Below are 20665 nucleotides of genomic sequence, written 5' to 3'. Positions count from 1 at the left end.
GCAACGCGCCGCGATATAATGGCCGCCCCTCCACCGAGGGGCGCTGCGACCGTTCCGGACCCTGTCCGGCCGGCCAGGCTCGGTGGCCAGGATTGTTCCAACGGCGCCCGGCGAATGCGAGTTTTTTTCTTGTTGGGCGCGGGCCTGTTTGCCGGGTGTGCTGCCTGACGAGTAACACTCGTCACTACCGGAGCTTACGTATGAATGCTGTTGCCAAGACCTTCTCCACCGAAGGTGATTACAAGATTGCCGACATCTCCCTGGCCGATTGGGGCCGCAAGGAGCTGGACATCGCCGAGCACGAGATGCCGGGCCTGATGTCGATCCGCCGCAAGCATGCCCAGACGCTGCCGCTGAAGGGCGTGCGCGTGACCGGCTCGCTGCACATGACCATCCAGACCGCGGTGCTGATCGAGACCCTGAAGGACATCGGTGCCGACGTGCGCTGGGCCTCGTGCAACATCTTCTCGACCCAGGACCACGCCGCTGCGGCGATCGCCGCCTCGGGCACCCCGGTGTTCGCCTGGAAGGGCGAGACGCTGGAAGAGTACTGGGACTGCACCCTGGACGCGCTGACCTTCACCCTGGCCGACGGCACCCTGACCGGTCCGGAACTGGTGGTGGACGATGGTGGCGATGTCACCCTGCTGATCCACAAGGGCTATGAGCTCGAAAACGGCAGCACCTGGGTCGACGAGAAGGCCGCCTCGCACGAAGAGCAGGTGATCAAGAACCTGCTCAAGCGCGTGGCCAAGGAACGCCCGGGTTACTGGGCACGCGTGGTCAAGGACTGGAAGGGCGTCTCCGAAGAGACCACCACCGGCGTGCACCGCCTGTACCAGCTGGCCCAGGCCGGCACCCTGCTGATCCCGGCGATCAACGTCAACGACTCGGTCACCAAGAGCAAGTTCGACAACCTGTACGGCTGCCGCGAGTCGCTGGCCGACGGCCTCAAGCGCGCGATGGGCGTGATGCTGGCCGGCAAGGTCGCCGTGGTCTGCGGCTACGGTGACGTGGGCAAGGGCTGCGCCGCCTCGCTGCGTGCCTACGGCGCGCGCGTGGTGGTCACCGAGATCGACCCGATCTGCGCCCTGCAGGCGGCGATGGAAGGCTTCGAGGTCAACACCCTGGAATCCACCCTGGGCCGTGGCGACATCTACGTCACCACCACCGGCAACAAGGACATCATCCGCATCGAACACCTGAGCGCGATGAAGGACCAGGCCATCGTCTGCAACATCGGCCACTTCGACAACGAGATCCAGGTCGATGCGCTCAATGCGATGTCGGGCGTGCAGAAGATCAACATCAAGCCGCAGGTCGACAAGTACATCTTCGACAACGGCAATGCAATCTTCCTGCTGGCCGACGGCCGCCTGGTCAACCTGGGCTGCGCCACCGGCCACCCGAGCTTTGTGATGTCCAACTCGTTCGCCAACCAGACCCTGGCGCAGATCGACCTGTGGGCGAACAAGGACAGCTACGAGAAGAAGGTCTACCTGCTGCCGAAGAAGCTGGACGAGGAAGTCGCGCGTCTGCACCTGGAAAAGATCGGCGTGAAGCTGACCACCCTGAGCCAGGACCAGGCCGACTACATCGGCGTGCCGGTGGAAGGCCCGTTCAAGCCGGAGCATTACCGCTACTGATCGGCCTGCCGGTCCTGTTGCGTTGAACTAGGACGGGCGCCGAAAGGCGCCCGTTTTTTGTTCCCCGCCTATTCGAGGCAGGCCCGCGACGAGAGGTGCCAGCAGACTGAGCAATGTGAATCTGTGGCGAAAAAACAGCACCTCGACCTTCCGGGCGGGAGGAGGACGGGCAGCCCTATGCGGGACACGCGCGTAAACCCCTCCATGGGGGCTTGGCGAAAACATCCATGTTTTCGACAGTCCCGCATAGGGCTGCCCGCCCTCCTCTGGAAAGATGCCGGTCTGGGGAACGTAAAGCAGGTGGGGCCTTGAGGCCTGCCCGACATCTCCAAACGAGACCGAAAGTACGCGGACGCGACAGAACATGGATAGATCCGCCCCATGGTCGGATGCCCCTCGTTCCAGCATCAGGTTGCCGAGGCCTCCCTCGGGCACGCCGACCTTCTATGCGCGACAGTGACGTGTAGATGGTTGGCAGGGCAGAGGCGAGCGGAGTTCGGCTCTACCCGAAGCTCTGCCGATCGTCTCCCAGTGCCACCCGGCACTGCTCACCGAAAGCCCGTTGCCATTGCACACGATCGAAACGCTCGCGCTCCTGAAACGACACAGTCTCCCCAACAAGCACGTAGCAGCGGTTCTGCGACAGCCTCAGTGCCGCAAGCATGTCGCCCGCCATCCAACAATTGTCGATGCATACCTGCATCAGCGCATAATCCGGATTGGTTTTGGCACCCCCGAAGGCAAGGCGCAATTGCTTGGCCATTATGACCACTGGATCGTCTTTGTCCTCGGCCGACTGCAGGATACGCAACACGCCAGCCTCAGGAACACCAAACGCCCAGTTGGATAGCAGAGCCGATCGCGCCGCACGTGTAGCGGCTAGCCGATCGCCGACGCGCAACAGCTGACCTGCCAGCAACGCCCAGCCCTTCTGCATATCCGGAAATGCCCGACAGGCCGCCTCCAACAAAGGAATGGCCTCCTCCGGCTTGCCAGCGACAGTATTTGCATACGCCCGCTCGACCATCGTAAGCGGGGAACTGGCATCGGCAGCATCATGCTCACGATTCTCCCAGGCCTCATCGTCCCCCCAGCCATTGCGTTCCAGCCACTGCGCGAAGACATCAAGCGAAGAGTGGCTCATCTCCATCCGCCATTCGTCATGGAACATCTCACAGACGACCGGTGGCTCTGCCTCTCTGCCCAGCGGCCAGTAAAGTCCAAAGCAATCGCCGTTGCCCAGTGCGGCTTCGGTGATTGGCACGAATCCCTGTGGTGGATAGGGACCGGGAGCGACTTCATTTTCCACGGTCAGGTCGTAAAGGCTATCGGGTGCGCGCATACCAGGCTTCCAGATTCGGCTCGCCCTGATTATCGCAGTGCCACCAGGAGTTTCGGTCAAGGCGGGACGCATACGCCGCGTTACGATACGCCCATGACCCCGGCCATCAACCTGCTCCTCAAGCACGGCATCGCCCACCGCGTGCTGTCCTACCACCACGATCCGGCTGCCGACTCCTACGGAAGCGAGGCGGTGCAGCAGCTCGGGCTGGATCCGGCGCAGGTGTTCAAGACCCTGCTGGCCAGCACCGAGAAGCACGAACTGCTGGTGGCGATCGTGCCGGTCAGTGGCACGCTGGACCTGAAGGCGCTGGCCGAGGCCGCGGGCTGCAAGAAGTGCGAGATGGCCGACGTGGAGCAGGCACAGCGCGCCACCGGCTATCTGGTTGGCGGCATCAGTCCGCTGGGACAGAAGAAGCGGCACCGCACCTTCCTGGATGCCAGCGCACAGGCGCTGCCGGCGGTACACGTGAGTGCCGGGCGGCGCGGGCTGGAAGTGGCGCTGGCACCGGCCGACCTGCTGCAGCTCACCGGCGGCGCGTACGCACCGATCGGCAAGACGCGATGATCGGCAGCCTGTTCGACCGCCTGTTTGGCACACCCCTGCCCCCGCTGCAGGAAGGCCGCCCCGGCACCGCCCTGCTACGGGCATTGGGCAGTGCAGACTATGGCCTGCTGGGCACTGCAGCTGCCACCATCGCCCTCACCCGGGATGCGGCATTGCTGGATGACCTGGCGTTGCAGTTGCCGTATGTGGAGGCCGCCCGGGCACGCTACAACACCGACCCGAAGTGGATCCGTGAACGCTACGAACTGGACTTCGTGCTGCGCAAGCTGCGCCACTGGTGCGACCAGAGCGGCTGCCTGTGCCAGCTGTATCCGTACTGGATGTACTACCAACCCGGCCGCGAGGTCGCCAGCGGCCATCTGCTGCCCATCGCAACCGGCGTTGCCGAGGGTGGCTGGGGCGACACCCTGGATGGGGCCTGCACCGCATGCGGGCGCGAGTGGCGCTGCACCGACCGCGAGTATCACGCCCCGTGGTGGGAGTGGACCGCGCGGCCGCAGTGAATCGGCCGATGCAGTGCCCTGCGCGCTAGTCGAGCAGGTAGGTCATCGGTACCTGGGCCAGGGTGAAGCGCGGCGGTACTACTGCCGGGTCGGCGCGGGTGAAGCGCCAGGTGCGCACATCGGCAAGCGCGGCATCGTCGAGTATCGGGTGGCCGCTGGACTGGCGCAGTATCGCCGCCACCACGGTGCCGTCCCGGCCGACGATCATCGCCACCCAGCTGCGCCCCTGCAGGCCCTGCTCCACTGCGGCAGGCGGGTAGCGCGGCGCCAGCGAACGCGGCGGTATCCAGCCCGACGCATCGGCGCCGAACAACGCCGTCGCCGACAGTTCCGCACATCCGGCCGGCATGCGCATGCTCAGCTTGGGGGCGCCCAGCGGATCGGGCGTCAGCACCGGCAGTGCCGCACAGACGGCCTGGGCGATCGCCTCCACCACCCGCTGCTGCCGGACCAGCGCGCGCCCGCTGGCAGCCTCGATGTCGACCTCGCAGCGCCCCTGCCGGGCACGGGTTTCCAGCGAAATGACGCCCTGGTCGCGCAGCATCGACAGCGCCGTGCATGCGCCCTGGTGCGGCGCTTCGGCTGCGTGGAGGCGCGGCGACAGCAGCCCCCACGTCGCCAGCAGCAGCGTGCTCATTGTGATCGTTGCGGTTCTTTCGAGCATTGCATGCACTCCCTGCATCCACACCGGTTGACCAACGCGGCGGTCACGGCCGCCAGTTGGCGTTGCTGTCCCAAAACGCCACCGCACGTTGATACGCCGCGCGGTCCAGCGGCACGCCCGAACCTCCCTCATCCACGCCCAGGGCGTTGCGCATCATGGTGATCGGCGCCATCGGCACTTCTTCCGGCTCGGCGGTGTAGATGCAGCCGACGATGCCCCACTCGGCGTCGATCGGCGAGCCCTCCCTGGCCAGCTGCTCGGCGCTGTACAGGATCACCACCAGGTAGTTCGCCCGCGGTGATTCCACCCCTTCGAACCAGCGCACCAGCACCGGCAATTCGTCGCGGTTGCGCGCCTCGTAGCCGGTATGCAGCTGATGCCGGTTGGCGTCGGTGATCGGCACGGTCAGGCAGCGCGTAGAGGTCCAGTTTTCGTACACGAACAGCTTGCAGAACGGCGCATAGCCATCGAGTACCTTCAGCGGCGCGTGCGCGTTGAGGTGCGCCTGGAACTGCTCGGCGCTGCAGTCCTGGATGGTGTTGCCGCGCGGCACGCGCGGGAACAGGCGGGGACGGGCGAATTCGGTGAGGACGATGGACATGGCGCACGCGGCTGGAGACAGGCGCCTAGGGTAACCGCCCGACGTCTCCGTGCAGCGGGCTCAGTCCAGGATCGCCTGCAACGCCGGTTCCAGCCGGGGATACTGAAAGCGGTAGCCCTCGGCCAGCGCGCGGGCCGGTACCACGTGCTGCCCGGTGAGCAACAGGCCGGCCATTTCGCCAAATGCCAGTTTCAACGCGAACGCGGGGACGGTCAGCCGCGCCGGGCGGCCGAGCACGCCCCCCAGCGTGCGCGCGAACGCGGCGTTGTCCACGGCCGCCGGGGCGGTGCCGTTGTAGGCGCCCTGCGCCTGCCCGTTGGCCAGCAGCCACAGGATCATCCCGACCAGGTCCTCGCGGTGGATCCAGCTCATCCATTGCCTGCCATCGCCCATCGGCCCGCCCAGGCCCATCCGGAACGGCGGCAGCATGCGCACCAGCGCGCCACCGTCGCGATCCAGCACGATGCCGGTGCGCAGCACGCAGGTGCGCACGCCCAGGGCCTGCGCCTGCAATGCCTGCGCCTCCCACTGCCGGCACAGCATCGCGGCGAAGTCATGCCCCGGGCAGGCCGCTTCATCCAGCGCGGTGGCATCGCGCGGCCCGTAATAGCCGATCGCCGAGCCGGACACCAGCACCTGCGGCGGTGCCGGCAGGGTCTGCATCCAGGCCAGCAGCGCCCGGGTGGTGCCCAGCCGCGAGTCCAGCAGGACCTGCTTGCGCGCCGGGCTCCAGCGCCCTGCGGCGAGCGGTTCACCGGCCAGGTTGACCACCGCCTGCACCGGGCCCAGGTCGTCCAGCCGGCCGATGTACTGCACGCCGTGCGGCGGCGTCCTCCCGGGACTGCGGGTCAGCACATTGACCCGGTGCCCCTGGGCAAGCAGTGCCGTGCACAGGCGCTGCCCGATGAAGCCCGTGCCGCCGGTGATCAGGATATCCATCGTCGCTGTGCCCTCTGTGGACACGCACTGTAGCCGCCGCGGCGTGGAGGCCCTGCGAGCCATTTTTTACATTCATCGCGATGGAGCGATATGATGTGACCACACCCGCCGCCGCCCAGCCCCATGACCGCCATCAGCTTCGAGTTCTACCCGCCCAAGACCGATGACCAGCGTGCCCAGCTGGACCGCACCGCGGCCAAGCTCAAGGCATTCGCGCCGGAGTATGTGTCGTGTACGTTCGGCGCCGGCGGTTCGACCCTGAGCTATACCTCCGAAACCGTGCGCCACCTCAAGCAGCACCACCGCTTCGACGCGGCGCCGCACCTGTCCTGCGTAGGCGGCAGCCGCGAGGAGATCCGCGAGCTGCTCAAGCTGTACCGGGCGATCGGCTGCCAGCGCATCGTTGCCCTGCGCGGCGACCTGCCCTCGGGCATGGGCCACCCCGGCGATCTGCGCTATGCGGCCGAACTGATCAGCTTCATCCGCGCCGAACATGGCGATGCGTTCCGGATCGAGGTGGGCGCCTATCCGGAAACCCACCCGCAGGCCAACGACGCGCTGCTGGACCTGCGCTACTTCAAGGCCAAGGTCGATGCCGGTGCCGACGCGGCGATCACCCAGTACTTCTACAACGCCGATGCGTATTTCCATTTCGTCGACGCGGTACGCGCGCTGGGCGTGAGCGTGCCGATCGTGCCGGGGATCATGCCGATCTCCAACTTCAGCCAGCTGCGCCGTTTCTCCGAGCAGTGCGGCGCGGAAATCCCGCGCTGGATCGGCAAGAAGATGCTGGCCTTCGGCGATGACGCCGAGTCGGTGCGCGCCTTCGGCGCCGAGGTGGTGGCCAGCCTGTGCGAGCGGCTGGTCGCCGGTGGCGCACCCGGGCTGCACTTCTACACCCTCAACCTGGCCAAGCCGACCACCCAGGTGCTGAAGCTGCTGAGGGGCTGACCCCTGCGTAAATCGCTTGCAGATAACGCCGTCGCGGCTACTCTGCTGCGATGAAACTGCTTCTGCCGCTGCTGCTGTGCGCGCTGTGCCTGCCTGCCCCGGGATCGGCGCAGGCGCAGCGCGTGAACCGGTGTACCAACGCGCAGGGCCAGGCCGTCTTCACCGACCGCCGCTGCGATGCACTTGGCGCCACCGAGCGGATGCCGGCACGCACGCCCACCGTGGGCAACACCGGCATCTACCGCGCCGGTTGCGCGCGTCGGCTCAGCGAGTTGACTGGGCAGATCCGCGATGCGGTCAGCCAGCAGGATGTGAACCGGCTGTCGTCCATCTACCTGTGGAACAACGTCTCCAACGCCACCGCCAGCCAGATCATCGGCCGGCTGGAAGCGGTGGTGCAGCGCCCGTTGGTGGATATCGCGCCGGTGTACCCCACCAGCGAGGACACGGCCGGGGTGGAGCCTGCCACGGTGCCGTTGCCGGGCAACGATGGGCAACCGCTGGCCGAGGTAGCGCCACGCCGGCCGCGCCCGGTCGGGCTGCGCCTGGAACAGACCCTGGGCAATACCGCCACGCCGTCGCGCACCGTGTTCGGGCTGCGCCGGCAGTACGGCTGTTTCTGGATCACGCTGTAGCGCCGACAGGGGGCCGGCCAGCGGCATGCGGGTCCGGTTTCGGGCGGGATGACGTTGCCGGCCAACGGCCGGCACTACCGGGTCCTGGGTTATGCCGGCCTGTTACGCCGGCCACAGCGCGCTGATCGCGGCGATGCCCTGCGCGCCATGCCGGCGCGCCTGCACGATGTCGCCTGGATGCAGCCCACCGAGCGCGTACAGCGGCAGCGATACCTGCTCGCGCAGCTGTTCGAACGCCGCCCATCCCAGCGGCATGGTATCGGGATGGCTGGCGCTGGCCTGGACCGGGCCGAGCACCGCGAAATCGCAGCCCAGCCGCTGCGCGGCCTGCAGCTGCGCCAGGTCGTGGCAGGAAGCGGCCACCAGCTGCCCGGCCGGCAGCGGGCGCGCCTGCAACTGCAGCAGCTGCTCGCTGCCCAGGTGCACGCCCACGCCAAGCCGGCGGGCCAGCTCGATATCGCGGTTGAGCAACCATTGCACGCGGCCGCGGTGGGCGCCGATGGCCTGCTCGGCCAGCGCCACCCGCGCCGGGCTGGACGGCGTGCGCAGCTGGACCCGGCTCACCCCGGCGGCCAGGGCCTGGGCCAGGCGCTGGTGCCAGGCGTGGTGGGCCTGGTCGTGGTCGGCCTCCGGTTCGGGGGTGATCAGGTAACGGTCGGGTTGGCGCAGGGCGGCCACCACCGGCAGATCGGCCGGCGGCATCGAGTAGCGCGACAGCTTTTCCGGTGCCACCCAGGTGATCGCCTGGCCTTCGCGGCCGCGCGGGGAGCCTTTCCAGCTGCTGATCCGGCGCACTTCCAGGCGCAGCCGCTTGTCCGGGTAGATCTGCGGCACGTCCATGATCCACTCGCCGACCTCGGCCTCGATGCCCAGTTCCTCGCGCAGCTCGCGCACCAGCGCCTGTTCTGAACTTTCGCCGGGCTCGCGCTTGCCGCCGGGAAACTCCCACAGGCCGGCCATGTCACGGTTCTCGGTGCGGCGGTTGAGCAGGATGCGGCCGCGGGCGTCGGTGATGACGCCGGCCACGACGTGGATCGATCGTTTGGGGGATGGCATGGGGGCAGCATGCCCAATACCGGGCGTACCGCGCAATGTCGGGGCGTGAATCGGCCGTCCAGTTTCTGCTTGAGTGCAGGGCAGAAACGGAAAAGCCCCGCTCGACGCGGGGCTCCTCTGACCGGTGCCATCCTCCCTCTGGTGCAACAGCCCCCTTTAGTAAAGGGGGCGCGCCGACAGGCGCGGGGATGTGGGTGATGGAGAGCCGGGGCCCGCGATTTGCGCAGCAAATCGTGGGGTGGTTGCGCGATTGCGCAACGACTAGGTCAGCTGACCGTGGCAGTGCTTGTACTTCTTGCCACTGCCGCACGGGCACGGGTCGTTGCGGCCGACCTTGGGCTCTTCGCGGGTCACCTGCGAGACACCGGCCTGGGCCTGCATGTCGTCCACTTCTTCCTTGGCGCTGTAGCTGCCGGCGTCCTGGTGCTGGAACTGCGACTGCAGCAGGCGCGCTTCGGCCTGCTGGCGTTCGGCCGCTTCCAGCGCCGCCACTTCTTCTTCGCTGCGGATGCGCACGCGTGCCAGCAGGGTCACCACTTCGCGCTTGACGTCCTCGAGCATTCCCGAGAACAGCTCGAAGGCTTCCTTCTTGTATTCCTGCTTGGGCTGCTTCTGCGCGTAACCGCGCAGGTAGATACCCTGGCGCAGGTAATCCATGCGCGCCAGGTGCTCCTTCCAGCTCTGGTCGAGCACGGTCAGCATCACGTGCTTTTCCAGCGCGCGCATGGTCTCGTCGCCGACGCCGGCTTCCTTCTCGGCGAAATGTTCGTCCACGCGGGCCTGGACCTTGTTGGCGATCGCCTCGGCGTCCAGTTCCTCATGCAGCTTGACCAGGCCGGTGATGTCCATCTGCACGCCCAGGTCGGCGGCCAGGGTGGCTTCCAGGCCCTGCAGGTCCCACTGCTCGTCGATCGAGTTGGGCGGCACGAAGCGCGCCACGATGTCGTAGATCACATCGCCGCGGATGCCGTCGACGTTGTCCTTGACCGACTCGGCGTCGAGCAGTTCGTCGCGCTGGGCGTAGATCACCTTGCGCTGGTCGTTGTTGACGTCGTCGAAGTCCAGCAGGTTCTTGCGGATGTCGAAGTTGTGCGCTTCCACCTTGCGCTGCGCCTTTTCGATCTGGCGGCTGACCAGGCGGTCCTCGATGACGTCGTCTTCCTTCATGCCCATCATGCGCATGGCCTTCTGCACCCAGTCCGAGGCGAAGATGCGCATCAGGTTGTCTTCCAGCGACAGGTAGAAGCGGGACGAGCCCGGGTCGCCCTGGCGGCCGGAACGGCCGCGCAGCTGGTTGTCGATACGGCGCGATTCGTGGCGTTCGGTGCCGACGATGTGCAGGCCGCCGGCCGCCTTGACTGCTTCATGGCGCTTCTGCCAATCGGCCTTGACCTGGGCGCGCTGCTCATCGCTGGCGTCTTCGCCCAGTTCGTGCAGCTGCGCTTCCAGCGAACCGCCGAGCACGATGTCGGTACCACGGCCGGCCATGTTGGTGGCGATGGTCACCGCACCGGGCATGCCGGCGTTGGCGATGATGGTCGCTTCGCGGTCATGCTGCTTGGCGTTGAGCACCTCGTGGTGCACGCCGGCCTTGCGCAGGTGCTCGGAGAGCATTTCCGAGGTTTCGATCGAGGTGGTGCCCACCAGCACCGGCTGGCCGCGCTTGTTGCATTCCTGGATGTCGGCCAGCACCGCGTTGAACTTGCCGGCGCGGTTGAGGAACACCTGGTCCGAACCGTCCTTGCGGATGGTCGGGCGGTTGGTCGGAATCACCACCACTTCCAGGTTGTAGATGCTCTGGAATTCGTAGGCTTCGGTGTCGGCCGTACCGGTCATGCCGGACAGCTTCTTGTACATGCGGAACAGGTTCTGGAAGGTGATGCTGGCCAGGGTCTGGTTCTCGCGCTGGACCGGCACCCCTTCCTTGGCTTCCACCGCCTGGTGCAGGCCATCGGACCAGCGGCGGCCGGCCAGGGTACGGCCGGTGAATTCATCGACGATCACCACTTCGCCGTCGCGCACGATGTAATCGACGTCGCGCTGGTAGATCGCATGCGCGCGCAGGGCGGCATTGAGGTGGTGTACCACGGTCAGGTTCTGCGCCGCGTACAGGCCTTCGGTCTCGGCATTGAGGATGCCCGCCTCGACCAGCAGCTGCTCGGCGTGTTCCATGCCCGCTTCGGACAGGTGCACCTGCTTGCCCTTCTCGTCGACCCAGAAATCGCCCTCGCCGTCTTCGGCTTCCTGCTTGATCAGGCTGGGGACGACGCGGTTGACGCGGATGTACAGTTCCGGCGAATCGTCGGCCGGGCCGGAGATGATCAGCGGAGTACGCGCTTCATCGATCAGGATCGAGTCGACCTCATCGACGATGGCGTAGTGCAGGCCGCGCTGGTAGCGGTCGGCACGCGACAGCGCCATGTTGTCGCGCAGGTAGTCGAAACCGAATTCGTTGTTGGTGCCGTAGGTGATGTCGCTGGCATAGGCCTCGCGCTTGTCGCCATGCGGCATGCCCGGGTAGACCACGCCAACGCTCATGCCCAGCCAGTTGTACAACTTGCCCATCTGCGCCGAGTCGCGGCGGGCCAGGTAGTCGTTGACGGTGACCACATGCACGCCCTTGCCTTCCAGCGCGTTGAGGTACACCGGCAGGGTCGCCACCAGGGTCTTGCCTTCACCGGTGCGCATTTCGGCGATCTTGCCCAGGTGCAGGACCATGCCGCCGATCAGCTGCACATCGTAGTGACGCATGCCCAGCACGCGGCGGCTGGCTTCGCGGCAGACCGCGAAGGCTTCCGGCAGCACCTTGTCCAGGGCTTCGCCGTCGGCGATGCGCTGCTTGAACTCCGGGGTCTTGGCCTTGAGCTGCTCGTCGGAGAGCTTTTCGATTTCCGGCTCCAACGCATTGATCTTGGCGACGATGCGGTTGAGCTGGCGCAGCTGTCGTTCATTACGACTGCCGAAGACGCGGGTAAGCAGGCTGTTGATCATTGAAGGAACCGGTTGGAATGAGACGCCCCAACGGCGAGGCGTCCCCGAGGGAGCCGTCGACCGCAAACGAAACAGGGCGCACTGCGCCCTGTCTATGGCAATACCCATTGTAGCTTGGGACGGGGGTCGGGGGTTTCAAGCACCCCCATACGGGCCGATTGGCGCGATCAGCCGCGGGAAACGCGCCCGACCGGGGTATTGCCGCCGTCGCCGAGGAACTTGCGCGGATTGACCACCTGGCCCCGTTCCCAGACCTCGAAGTGCACGTGGGCACCGGTGGAACGGCCGGTGGAGCCGGCCTTGGCCACTTCCTGGCCGGCCCGGACCAGGTCGCCGGGTTTGACCACCAGGCGCGAGTTGTGCGCATAGCGGGTGACATAGCCATTGCCGTGGTCGACGTCGACCACGTTGCCGTAGCCGCCCTTCACGCCGGCGAAGCTGACCACTCCGTCGGCCACCGACATCACCGGGTCGCCGACCTTGGCGTGGAAATCCATGCCCTTGTGGGTGGCCGCACCGCGCCCGAACGGGTCGCTGCGGGTACCGAAGTTGGAGGTGATATAGGTGTTGCGGATCGGCATGCGGCCGGGCACCGCGTTCTGCTCAAGCTGGTGGTCGAACAGCAGCGACTCCATCACCGACAGCTGGCGGCCTGAAGCAGCGAAACGCTGCTCCAGCACCTGTAAGTCGGCATTGACCGCGCTGACCGGAATGTCCTGGGTCGGGCCGGGCTCGCCTTCACCGAGGCCGGGGGTCTCGTTGAAGTCGAATTCGCCGTCCTCCAGCTTGCCCATCTGGGTCAGCCGTTCGCCGAGCGCGTTGAGACGGGTGGCCTGCGCCTGCAGCTCACCCATCCGGGCGGCGAGCGCATTGACCTGGGTCTGGGCGTCCTTGCGGGCCTGCGCCAGTTCGCGGTCCTGCTGCGCGACCTTGGCGTGGAGCCGGGAATCGTTGAACATGCTGCCGCCCAGGCCGGCACCGAAGCCGATCAGGCAACCTACCCCCAGCACACTGCCCAGCAGGGCACGGGGTCTATCCTCGAAGTAGAAACGCAAACGCGCCAGCGGCGTCTTGGCCTGTCCTTCACGCGTTTTGATTACGATCTTTTTGAATGCCATCAGTGAGTTTTCATGTCTGAGCCGAAATCCAGTGCCCGTCCTGCTTCAGCGCCGAAACCGGCACTGGATGCAGTCATGGCGGACAAAACCGGGAACCCGCTGCGGCGAGCCTTGTGGCTCGAAGCACTGGACCGGCAGTTGCGCCCCCATTTGCCGCCCATGCTGGCTTCCCGTTGCCGGTTGGCCAATGTGAACGGCGAGCACCTCGTTTTTCTCGTCCAATCCCCGGTCTGGCATGCCAAGGTGCGGCTTGCCGAAGCCCAGTTGATCGACGCGGCCCGGTCCATCGGGCTGAAAGTCACCAAGGTGACCGTCAAGACTGCGTCTTCCACGCCCCCGCGCTCCCCAGCGCACGACAACGGCAGTGGACCCCACGCAGTTTCAGCCGCCACGCACAAAGGACTACGCGACGCTTTGGCTTGCCTGCAGGACGTGGAATCCAAGAAGTCCTGAGGGCAGCGGGGCATCCCGCCCCTTCCCCACCGCGTCACGACGAGGTGAACATTGCAGGGAGCCGGCCAGCATCGTAGCCGCGTAATGGCCGCCAGTCGTTAGTGTTTTATTAAAAATACGTTAAATATGGCAAGAAGCTGGACCGGGTTCACAAATCCGTGACCTACGTCCGGACGCGGTTCACTGACGTCAACGCCCTGCCCAACGCCGCCCCGGAAACGCCAACGGCGCCTGCGGCGCCGTTGTATTCCCTTTTGAATCATGGGCTTGAGCCGGATCCGGGTTACGCGTAGGCCGGCAGCCCGTAGACCACCGGCGGCGCGTCGGCCGGGGAGGCATAGCTCACCCATTCCCAGGCGCTGGCATCGGCCATCAGCGCACGCACCAGCTTGTTGTTGAGCGCATGGCCGGACTTGAAGCCTTCATAGGCACCCAGCACCTGGCCACCAGCCAGGTACAGGTCGCCGATCGCATCGAGGATCTTGTGGCGCACGAACTCGTCGGCGTAGCGCAGGCCGTCGTCGTTGAGCACGCGGAATTCGTCGAGCACGATGGCGTTGTCCATCGAACCGCCCAGGCCCAGGTTGCGCTCGCGCATGTACTCCAGGTCGCGCATGAAGCCGAAGGTGCGCGCGCGGGAGATTTCCTTGGTATAGGCGGCGGTGGAGAACTCGATTTCGGCGCGGGACTGCTTGGCCGGGATCATCGGGTGGTCGAACTGGATGGTGAAACCGAGCTTGTAGCCCTCATAGGGCTCGAAGCGGGCGACCTTGTCGCCGTCGGTGACTTCCACCGTCTTGAGAATGCGGATGAAACGCTTGGGGGCGTCCTGTTCGGCGATGCCCGCCGACTGCAGCAGGAACACGAACGGACCGGAGGAACCGTCCATGATCGGCAGCTCGGCCGAGGACAGCTCCACGATGATGTTGTCCACACCCAGGCCGGCCAGGGCCGACATCAGGTGTTCGACGGTCTGGATCTTGGCCTCGTGGTAGGTCAGCCCGGTGCACAGGGTGACTTCGGTGACCAGGTCCGCGCGCGCGGGCACTTCCACCACCGGCTCCAGGTCCACCCGCCGGAACACGATGCCATGGTTGACCGGGGCCGGGCGCAGGGTCATGTAGACCTTGTCGCCGCTGTGCAGGCCAACGCCGGTGGCGCGGATCGTGTTCTTGAGGGTGCGTTGCGGAATCATGGGGGGCAGGACCGGGAATGCGCGCGGTCAGCGCGACTGAGACAAACAAGAATAACACGCAGTACCACTACCGCTTTCTGAACCGAAAGGCGGGCGGCAGACTGCCGGGCCGATCCTGGCCCGGCAGCATGGGACATGGAGGCGCTCACCGGGGGGGACAAGGCCCCGGCAGGCAATCCTCAGTCCGCCTGGCGGCGCAGGAACGCCGGGATGTCCAGGTAGTCGTTGGGCAGTTCAGCGGCCGCCGGGCCGGAGGACGACGGGGCCAAGGCGGCCACGGTGTCCGCGCTGGGACGACGCAGGCCCATGCCCAGGCCCATGCCGCCGACGGCCTTGGACACGGCATCGCCGCCGTTGTCGAACTCGCCGAATTCCGGCTGGCCGGTGGTGGCGTTGCGGACCAGCTTGATCGGCGCGCGCTCGCCCGGGCGCTGGCTCTTGGCCGCCACGGCACGGTTCAGGCCGGTGGCCACCACGGTCACGCGGACTTCGTCCTGCATGTCCGGGTCCAGCACGGTACCCACCACCACGGTGGCGTCCTCGGAGGCGAAGCCATCGATGGTGCGGCCGATCTCGTCGAACTCGGCCATGGTGAAGTCGGCACCGGCGGTGATGTTGACCAGGATGCCGTTGGCGCCGGCCAGGTTCACATCGTCCAGCAGCGGGTTCTGGATGGCCGCTTCGGCCGCGGCCTGGGCGCGGTCATCGCCACGCGCGGTGCCGGTGCCCATCATCGCCAGGCCCATTTCCGACATCACGGTGCGCACGTCGGCGAAATCGACGTTGATCAGGCCCGGGCGCACGATCAGGTCGGCGATGCCCTGCACGGCGCCCTGGAGGACGTCGTTGGCGGCACGGAAGGCCTGGATCATGGTGGCGTTGCGGCCCAGCACGGTGATCAGCTTTTCGTTGGGGATGGTGATCAGCGAGTCGCAGTGCTGGCTCAGTTCCTCGATGCCCTTCAGCGCGACCTGCATGCGGCGGCGGCCTTCGAACGGGAACGGCTTGGTGACCACGGCCACGGTCAGGATGCCCATTTCCTTGGCCAGCTGTGCCACCACCGGTGCCGCACCGGTGCCGGTGCCGCCGCCCATGCCGGCGGTGATGAACACCATGTCCGCGCCCTGCAGAGCGTCCATGATGCGCTCGCGGTCTTCCAGGGCGGCCTGGCGGCCCACTTCCGGGTTCGCGCCTGCGCCCAGGCCCTTGGTGACGTTGGTGCCCAGCTGCAGCTGCAGCTTGGCACCGCAATTCTTGATGGCCTGCGAGTCGGTGTTGGCGGTGATGAATTCCACGCCGTCCACGCTGGTGCTGACCATGTGCGCCACGGCGTTGCCGCCGCCGCCGCCCACGCCGATCACCTTGATCACCGCATTGGGTGCCATCTTTTCAATCAGTTCGAAATGCGCCATGTCCGTGTCCTCTGGTTGCCGTTTACGCCGGATGGGGGCTTCGGAGAATCCTTCTCCTGTCCTCCCCACCGTCGTGCCGGCGAGTTGTTGTTGGTTTGCCTTGGCCGGATCGCTCCGGGTGTTGCCGGTGGTAGGTGCTGCAGTTGCGGGTGTTGCAGGTGCTGCGCGTTGCGGTGGTGCGCCGACCGGGGGGCCGGGGTGGTGCGGCCCGGGGCTAGAATTCGCCCCGGAACCAGGTTTTGAGTTTCTTGAACATGCTGCCGGCGCGCCCGGTGGGCAGCGACGGGCGGCGCGGGTGTTCGATCTGGCTGCCCATCAGCAGCAGGCCCACGCCGGTGGCGTGAACCGGGTTGCCGACCACTTCGCCCAGGCCGGTGACGTGCTGGGGAATGCCCACGCGTACCGGCATCTGCAGCATTTCCTCGGCCAGTTCGACCACCCCTTCCATCTTCGAGGCGCCACCGGTGAGCACCATGCCGGCGCGCACCAGTTCCTCGAAACCGGAACGGCGCAGTTCGGCCTGCACCATTTCGAAGATTTCCTCGTAGCGGCCCTGCACCGCCTGGGCCAGGGCGTGGCGCGGCATCCGCCGCGGCGGGCGGTCGCCGACGCTGGGCACCTGGATGCTTTCCTCGGCGGTGGCCAGCTGGGCCAGCGCGCAGGCGTAGCGCACCTTGATCTGTTCCGCTTCCGGGGTCGGCGTGCGCAGCATGTGCGCGATGTCGTTGGTGACGTGGTCGCCGGCGATCGGCAGCGAGGCGGTATGGCAGATCGCGCCCTGCACGAACACGGCCAGGTCGGTGGTGCCGGCGCCCATGTCGACCAGCACCACGCCCAGCTCGCGCTCGTCGGCGGTCAGCACCGCCACGCTGGAGGCCAGCGAGGACAGCACCAGGTCGTCCACCTGCAGGCCGCAGCGCTGCACGCACTTGCTGATGTTGGCCGCGGCCGACTGCGCGCACACCACCAGGTGCGCGTGCACCTCCAGGCGCACGCCGGTCATGCCGACCGGGTTGCGGATGCCTTCCTGCGAATCGTCCAGCACGTACTCGCGCGGGATCGCGTGCAGGATCTTCTGGTCGGCCGGAATGGCCACCGCCTTGGCCGCGTCCAGGACCCGGTCCAGGTCGCCCCAGGTCACCTCGCCGTCGCGGATCGGCACGATCCCCGGCGAGTTCTTGCACTGCACGTGGTTGCCGGAGATCGAGGCGTACACCGAACGGATCTCGCAGCCGGCCATCAGCTCGGCCTCTTCGACCGCACGCTGGATCGACTGCACGGTCGATTCGATATCCACCACCACGCCGCGCTTGAGGCCGCGCGATTCGTGCGAGCCGATGCCGATGACCTCGATCGGATTGCCCGGCGAATACTCGCCGACCAGCGCCACCACCTTGGAGGTGCCGATGTCCAGTCCGACGATCAGTGATTTGTCACCCTTGCGATTCATGTCCTGTCCTGCGCCGGCTTGGGCGTAGTTGCGGCCGGGGTACCCCAGCTCAGCGTGAAACCATTGGTATATCGGAGGTCGGCGCGTTCGATCGGCGCCTGTTGGTTGGCCAGCTGCGGCAGCACGCGCACGAAGCGCTGCAGGCGCGAGCGCGCGTCGTCGCGGCCCACCACCACTTCGGTGCCGTTGCTGAGCAGCAGCGACCAGCTGCCGCGCGCGTCCATGCTGACGCGCTTGACGTCCACCCCGGCCGGGGCGAACAGCGCGCGGGCATCGTTGTACAGCGCCACCACTTCTGCGGTCTGGGAATCCGGGCCATCCAGGTCGGGCAGCGCCAGGTCCTGCAGTTTCTTCGGGGTGGCAAACAGCTTGCCCTGCTCGGACAGCAGGCGGTCGTTGCCCCAGCGCGCGAACGGCTTGTGCTCGACCAGGCTGATCTCCAGCACGTCCGGCCACTGCTTGCGCACCTGGGCGCTTTCCACCCACGGCAGTTTTTCGATCGCGTCCTGCGCATCCTGCAGCTTGACCGCGAAGAAGCCGGCCTTGGCATACGGCAATACCACCTGCTGCAGCTGCTCGGCCGGCACCCGCTTGAACTCGGCGTGCACGCGCAGCTTGGCCAGCGGCCAGCGTTCGGCACCGACCCAGCCGTTGAGCACCGCCACCACGGGCAGCGCCACCAGCGACAGGGCCAGCAACCAGACGAAGATGCGCAGCACCGCGTTCATGCCGTCGGGGCCTCCAGGGTCTGTTCCAGCACGCGCCAGACCAGCTCTTCAAAGCCGATACCGGCCTGCGCGGCCGCCTTGGGCACCAGCGAATGGCTGGTCATGCCCGGCGCGGTGTTCACTTCCAGCAGGTAGAAACGGCCGCTGGCGCGGTCGCGCATGACATCCACCCGGCCCCAGCCACGGCAGCCAGCGGCCTGGAAGGCGGCCAGCGCGATGCGGCCGATCTCCAGCTCGTCATCGCCATCCAGGCCCGGGCACAGGTACTGGGTGTCTTCGGCGATGTACTTGGCGTTGTAGTCGTACCACTGGCCCTTGGGCACGATGCGGATCGACGGCAATGCCTGGTCGCCCAGGATGGCCACGGTGAGCTCATCGCCGACCACCATCTGTTCCATCAGCAACTGGCCGTCATAGCGCGTGGCCAGCGCCACCGCCTGGTCCAGCCCGGCATCGTCGACGACCCGGCTGATACCCACGCTGGAGCCTTCGTTGGCCGGCTTGACCACCACCGGCAGGCCCAGTTCGGCCGCGGCGGCGTGCACGTCCACGCCTTCCACCAGCTTGACGTAGCGCGGCGTGGGCAGGCCCAGCGACAGCCACACCTGCTTGGTGCGGATCTTGTCCATGCTCAGCGCCGAGCCGAGCACGTCCGAGCCGGTGTACGGCACGCCGAAGGCTTCCATCAAGCCCTGCACGATGCCGTCCTCACCGCCGCCGTTGTGGCCATGCAGGATGTTGAACACGCGGTCGAAGCGTTTTTCCACCAGCGCCAGCGCCAGCGCCGGGATGCCGTCCACCGCCACCGCGTCCACGCCACGCGCGCGCAGCGCGGCGATCACGTTGCGGCCGGAGTCCAGCGACACCTCGCGTTCGCTGGAGGTGCCGCCAAGCAGCACGGCGACGCGGCCGAATGCGGCCGGGTCGGTGCAGCGCAGTGATGGGAAGAAGATCGGTTTCATGCCGCCGGGGTCTCCGTGAAGCCTTCGGTTGCGATCAGCTGGGCGACGTGGCCGATATCGCCGGCACCCATCATCAGCAGCAGATCGCCGTCCTGCAGCACATCGGGCAGCACATGCGACAGCTCGGCGGTGTGGCCGACCACCACCGGCTCGCTGCGGCCGCGCGCGCGGATGGCACGGGCCAGCGAACGCGAATCGGCGCCGGGGATCGGCGCTTCACCGGCCGGATAGACCTCGCTCAGGACCAGCGCGTCCACTTCGGACAGCACCGCGGCGAACGCGTCGAACTGGTCGCGGGTGCGGCTGTAGCGATGCGGCTGGAAGGCCACCACCAGGCGCTGGTCGGGCCAGCCGCCACGGGCCGCGGCGAACACCGCCGCCAGCTCGCGCGGGTGGTGGCCGTAATCGTCGATCACCCGCACCGTGGCGCCACTGTGGGTGGTGACCAGGCCAAGGTCGTTGAAGCGACGGCCGATGCCGGCGAAGCTTTCCAGCGCGCGCGCGATCGCCTCCGGCGCCACGCCCAGCTGCCAGCCCACCGCGGCGGCGGCCAATGCGTTGAGCACGTTGTGCGCACCCGGAAGCGCCAGCGTCACCGGGTGGCTGCTGCCCTCGGGCAGGCGCAGGGTGAAGCGCATCCGCGGGCCGTCCTGGACCACGTCCTCGGCACGCACGTCGGCGTTGCTGCTCATGCCGTAGCTCATCACGTGGCGCGGGGTCTGCGCGGCCAGCGCGGCCACTTCCGGATCGTCGATGCACAGCACCGCCAGCCCGTAGAACGGCAGGCGCTGCAGGAACTCGGCGAACGCGGCCTGGACCCGGGCGAAATCGTTGCCGTAGTTCTCCAGGTGGTCCGAATCGATATTGGTGATCACCGAGACCAGCGGATTCAGGCGCAGGAAGCTGCCATCGCTTTCGTCGGCCTCGGCCACCAGCCACTGGCCACCGCCAAGCTTGGCGTTGGCCCCGGCGGCCAGCAGCTGCCCACCGATCACGAAGGTCGGGTCCAGCCCGCCTTCGCTGAGCACCGCCGCGGTCAGGCTGGTGGTGGTGGTCTTGCCGTGGGTGCCGGCCACCGCGATGCCGCGGCGGAAGCGCATCAGTTCGGCCAGCATCGCCGCGCGCGGCATGATCGGAATGCGCTGGCTGCGCGCTTCCATCAGTTCCGGGTTGTCGTCGCGGATCGCGCTGGAGACCACCACGCAGTCGGTGCCGAGCACGTTGGCGGCGGAATGGCCGCGCATCACCCGCGCGCCCAGGCCGGCCAGGCGGCGGGTCGCGGCGTTGTCGGCGTTGTCCGAGCCGGACACTTCATAGCCCAGGGTCAGCATCACTTCGGCGATGCCGCTCATGCCGGTGCCGCCGATGCCGACGAAGTGCACGCGCGGAAAGGCGCGGACCAGGTCGTTGGTGTCATGCAGGCGGCGGATCATGCGCGGCCTCGCGTCTGGC

Annotated in this window: 19 protein-coding genes and 1 riboswitch; of the genes, 6 read left to right on the top strand and 13 right to left on the bottom strand. The window is 67.0% G+C overall.

Annotation, left to right across the window (positions count from 1 at the left end):
• Window positions 1–29: 29 nt before the first annotated feature.
• Window positions 30–116, top strand: a riboswitch (S-adenosyl-L-homocysteine riboswitch).
• Between the two features lie 84 nt (window positions 117–200).
• Window positions 201–1646 carry an adenosylhomocysteinase gene (gene ahcY / locus AC3ITM_RS03425; RefSeq protein WP_489268463.1) on the top strand — a complete coding sequence of 482 codons (1446 nt, stop codon included), beginning with the start codon at window positions 201–203 and terminating at the stop codon, window positions 1644–1646.
• Window positions 1647–2148: 502 nt separating this feature from the next.
• Here the strand turns inward: ahcY and AC3ITM_RS03420 are convergent.
• Complete coding sequence (locus AC3ITM_RS03420; protein WP_489268462.1) at window positions 2149–2988, bottom strand: tetratricopeptide repeat-containing protein; 840 nt, start codon at window positions 2986–2988, stop codon at window positions 2149–2151.
• 93 nt (window positions 2989–3081) lie between these two features.
• On the opposite strand from AC3ITM_RS03420, the gene ybaK reads away from it, so the two are divergent.
• The gene (ybaK, locus tag AC3ITM_RS03415; RefSeq protein ID WP_489268460.1) at window positions 3082–3555 is read left to right on the top strand and encodes a Cys-tRNA(Pro) deacylase; all 474 of its coding nucleotides are present in this window, start codon (window positions 3082–3084) and stop codon (window positions 3553–3555) included.
• Window positions 3552–4058: a hypothetical protein gene (locus tag AC3ITM_RS03410; protein WP_489268458.1), complete on the top strand. Its 507-nt coding sequence runs from the start codon at window positions 3552–3554 to the stop codon at window positions 4056–4058. The genes ybaK and AC3ITM_RS03410 overlap by 4 nt, the downstream gene beginning before the upstream one ends.
• 25 nt (window positions 4059–4083) lie before the next feature.
• Here the strand turns inward: AC3ITM_RS03410 and AC3ITM_RS03405 are convergent, their stop codons facing one another.
• The 3 genes from AC3ITM_RS03405 to AC3ITM_RS03395 form a co-directional block, all read right to left on the bottom strand.
• Complete coding sequence (locus AC3ITM_RS03405; protein WP_489268456.1) at window positions 4084–4695, bottom strand: energy transducer TonB; 612 nt, start codon at window positions 4693–4695, stop codon at window positions 4084–4086.
• Window positions 4696–4765: 70 nt separating this feature from the next.
• Entirely contained in the window at window positions 4766–5323 is a 558-nt protein-coding gene (locus AC3ITM_RS03400; RefSeq protein ID WP_489268454.1) for a DUF3228 family protein, read from the bottom strand.
• A gap of 60 nt (window positions 5324–5383) precedes the next feature.
• Window positions 5384–6262 carry a TIGR01777 family oxidoreductase gene (locus tag AC3ITM_RS03395; RefSeq protein WP_489268452.1) on the bottom strand — a complete coding sequence of 293 codons (879 nt, stop codon included), beginning with the start codon at window positions 6260–6262 and terminating at the stop codon, window positions 5384–5386.
• A gap of 123 nt (window positions 6263–6385) precedes the next feature.
• Between AC3ITM_RS03395 and metF the strand changes: the two genes are divergently transcribed.
• Together metF and AC3ITM_RS03385 are read left to right on the top strand one after the other, a co-directional pair.
• Window positions 6386–7213, top strand: a complete 828-nt coding sequence (metF, locus tag AC3ITM_RS03390; RefSeq protein ID WP_489268451.1) for a methylenetetrahydrofolate reductase [NAD(P)H] — start codon at window positions 6386–6388, stop codon at window positions 7211–7213.
• Between the two features lie 50 nt (window positions 7214–7263).
• The gene (locus AC3ITM_RS03385) at window positions 7264–7848 is read left to right on the top strand and encodes a DUF4124 domain-containing protein (RefSeq protein WP_489268449.1); all 585 of its coding nucleotides are present in this window, start codon (window positions 7264–7266) and stop codon (window positions 7846–7848) included.
• A gap of 102 nt (window positions 7849–7950) precedes the next feature.
• Here the strand turns inward: AC3ITM_RS03385 and AC3ITM_RS03380 are convergent, their stop codons facing one another.
• The 3 genes from AC3ITM_RS03380 to AC3ITM_RS03370 form a co-directional block, all read right to left on the bottom strand.
• Window positions 7951–8904, bottom strand: a complete 954-nt coding sequence (locus tag AC3ITM_RS03380; protein WP_489268447.1) for a Nudix family hydrolase — start codon at window positions 8902–8904, stop codon at window positions 7951–7953.
• A gap of 261 nt (window positions 8905–9165) precedes the next feature.
• Entirely contained in the window at window positions 9166–11895 is a 2730-nt protein-coding gene (secA, locus tag AC3ITM_RS03375; RefSeq protein WP_489268445.1) for a preprotein translocase subunit SecA, read from the bottom strand.
• 167 nt (window positions 11896–12062) lie between these two features.
• On the bottom strand, window positions 12063–13013 hold the full coding sequence (locus tag AC3ITM_RS03370) for a M23 family metallopeptidase (protein ID WP_489268443.1): 951 nt from the start codon (window positions 13011–13013) through the stop codon (window positions 12063–12065).
• Window positions 13014–13025: 12 nt separating this feature from the next.
• Between AC3ITM_RS03370 and AC3ITM_RS03365 the strand changes: the two genes are divergently transcribed.
• Entirely contained in the window at window positions 13026–13466 is a 441-nt protein-coding gene (locus AC3ITM_RS03365; protein WP_489268441.1) for a DciA family protein, read from the top strand.
• Between the two features lie 283 nt (window positions 13467–13749).
• Here the strand turns inward: AC3ITM_RS03365 and lpxC are convergent, their stop codons facing one another.
• The 6 genes from lpxC to murC all read right to left on the bottom strand — a co-directional run bounded on the left by lpxC (window position 13750) and on the right by murC (window position 20646).
• A complete protein-coding gene (gene lpxC, locus AC3ITM_RS03360; protein ID WP_489268439.1) occupies window positions 13750–14661 on the bottom strand; it encodes a UDP-3-O-acyl-N-acetylglucosamine deacetylase in 912 nt (303 codons plus the stop codon).
• Window positions 14662–14840: 179 nt separating this feature from the next.
• Window positions 14841–16073, bottom strand: a complete 1233-nt coding sequence (gene ftsZ / locus AC3ITM_RS03355) for a cell division protein FtsZ (protein ID WP_489268437.1) — start codon at window positions 16071–16073, stop codon at window positions 14841–14843.
• Window positions 16074–16287: 214 nt separating this feature from the next.
• The gene (gene ftsA, locus AC3ITM_RS03350; RefSeq protein WP_017355446.1) at window positions 16288–17523 is read right to left on the bottom strand and encodes a cell division protein FtsA; all 1236 of its coding nucleotides are present in this window, start codon (window positions 17521–17523) and stop codon (window positions 16288–16290) included.
• Window positions 17520–18251, bottom strand: a complete 732-nt coding sequence (locus AC3ITM_RS03345) for a cell division protein FtsQ/DivIB (RefSeq protein WP_489268434.1) — start codon at window positions 18249–18251, stop codon at window positions 17520–17522. The genes ftsA and AC3ITM_RS03345 overlap by 4 nt, the downstream gene beginning before the upstream one ends.
• Window positions 18248–19213 carry a D-alanine--D-alanine ligase gene (locus tag AC3ITM_RS03340; protein WP_489268432.1) on the bottom strand — a complete coding sequence of 322 codons (966 nt, stop codon included), beginning with the start codon at window positions 19211–19213 and terminating at the stop codon, window positions 18248–18250. The genes AC3ITM_RS03345 and AC3ITM_RS03340 overlap by 4 nt, the downstream gene beginning before the upstream one ends.
• A complete protein-coding gene (gene murC / locus AC3ITM_RS03335) occupies window positions 19210–20646 on the bottom strand; it encodes a UDP-N-acetylmuramate--L-alanine ligase (RefSeq protein ID WP_228887486.1) in 1437 nt (478 codons plus the stop codon). The genes AC3ITM_RS03340 and murC overlap by 4 nt, the downstream gene beginning before the upstream one ends.
• Window positions 20647–20665: the final 19 nt, after the last annotated feature.

The sequence above is a fragment of the Stenotrophomonas sp. KH_029 genome (genome assembly GCF_057839765.1).
The sequence above is the reverse complement of the archived record's forward strand: the minus strand, read 5'-3'. Positions and strand labels throughout refer to the sequence as shown.

Coding starts and splice junctions, on each gene's coding strand:
- ybaK (WP_489268460.1), top strand. CDS start 3,082: ATGACCCCGGCCATCAACCTGCTCCTCAAGCACGGCATCGCCCACCGC.
- AC3ITM_RS03395 (WP_489268452.1), bottom strand. CDS start 6,262: ATGGATATCCTGATCACCGGCGGCACGGGCTTCATCGGGCAGCGCCTG.
- lpxC (WP_489268439.1), bottom strand. CDS start 14,661: ATGATTCCGCAACGCACCCTCAAGAACACGATCCGCGCCACCGGCGTT.
- AC3ITM_RS03365 (WP_489268441.1), top strand. CDS start 13,026: ATGTCTGAGCCGAAATCCAGTGCCCGTCCTGCTTCAGCGCCGAAACCG.
- AC3ITM_RS03345 (WP_489268434.1), bottom strand. CDS start 18,251: ATGAACGCGGTGCTGCGCATCTTCGTCTGGTTGCTGGCCCTGTCGCTG.
- ftsZ (WP_489268437.1), bottom strand. CDS start 16,073: ATGGCGCATTTCGAACTGATTGAAAAGATGGCACCCAATGCGGTGATC.
- AC3ITM_RS03410 (WP_489268458.1), top strand. CDS start 3,552: ATGATCGGCAGCCTGTTCGACCGCCTGTTTGGCACACCCCTGCCCCCG.
- AC3ITM_RS03385 (WP_489268449.1), top strand. CDS start 7,264: ATGAAACTGCTTCTGCCGCTGCTGCTGTGCGCGCTGTGCCTGCCTGCC.
- murC (WP_228887486.1), bottom strand. CDS start 20,646: ATGATCCGCCGCCTGCATGACACCAACGACCTGGTCCGCGCCTTTCCG.
- AC3ITM_RS03420 (WP_489268462.1), bottom strand. CDS start 2,988: ATGCGCGCACCCGATAGCCTTTACGACCTGACCGTGGAAAATGAAGTC.
- AC3ITM_RS03380 (WP_489268447.1), bottom strand. CDS start 8,904: ATGCCATCCCCCAAACGATCGATCCACGTCGTGGCCGGCGTCATCACC.
- AC3ITM_RS03400 (WP_489268454.1), bottom strand. CDS start 5,323: ATGTCCATCGTCCTCACCGAATTCGCCCGTCCCCGCCTGTTCCCGCGC.
- secA (WP_489268445.1), bottom strand. CDS start 11,895: ATGATCAACAGCCTGCTTACCCGCGTCTTCGGCAGTCGTAATGAACGA.
- metF (WP_489268451.1), top strand. CDS start 6,386: ATGACCGCCATCAGCTTCGAGTTCTACCCGCCCAAGACCGATGACCAG.
- ftsA (WP_017355446.1), bottom strand. CDS start 17,523: ATGAATCGCAAGGGTGACAAATCACTGATCGTCGGACTGGACATCGGC.
- AC3ITM_RS03340 (WP_489268432.1), bottom strand. CDS start 19,213: ATGAAACCGATCTTCTTCCCATCACTGCGCTGCACCGACCCGGCCGCA.
- AC3ITM_RS03405 (WP_489268456.1), bottom strand. CDS start 4,695: ATGAGCACGCTGCTGCTGGCGACGTGGGGGCTGCTGTCGCCGCGCCTC.
- ahcY (WP_489268463.1), top strand. CDS start 201: ATGAATGCTGTTGCCAAGACCTTCTCCACCGAAGGTGATTACAAGATT.
- AC3ITM_RS03370 (WP_489268443.1), bottom strand. CDS start 13,013: ATGGCATTCAAAAAGATCGTAATCAAAACGCGTGAAGGACAGGCCAAG.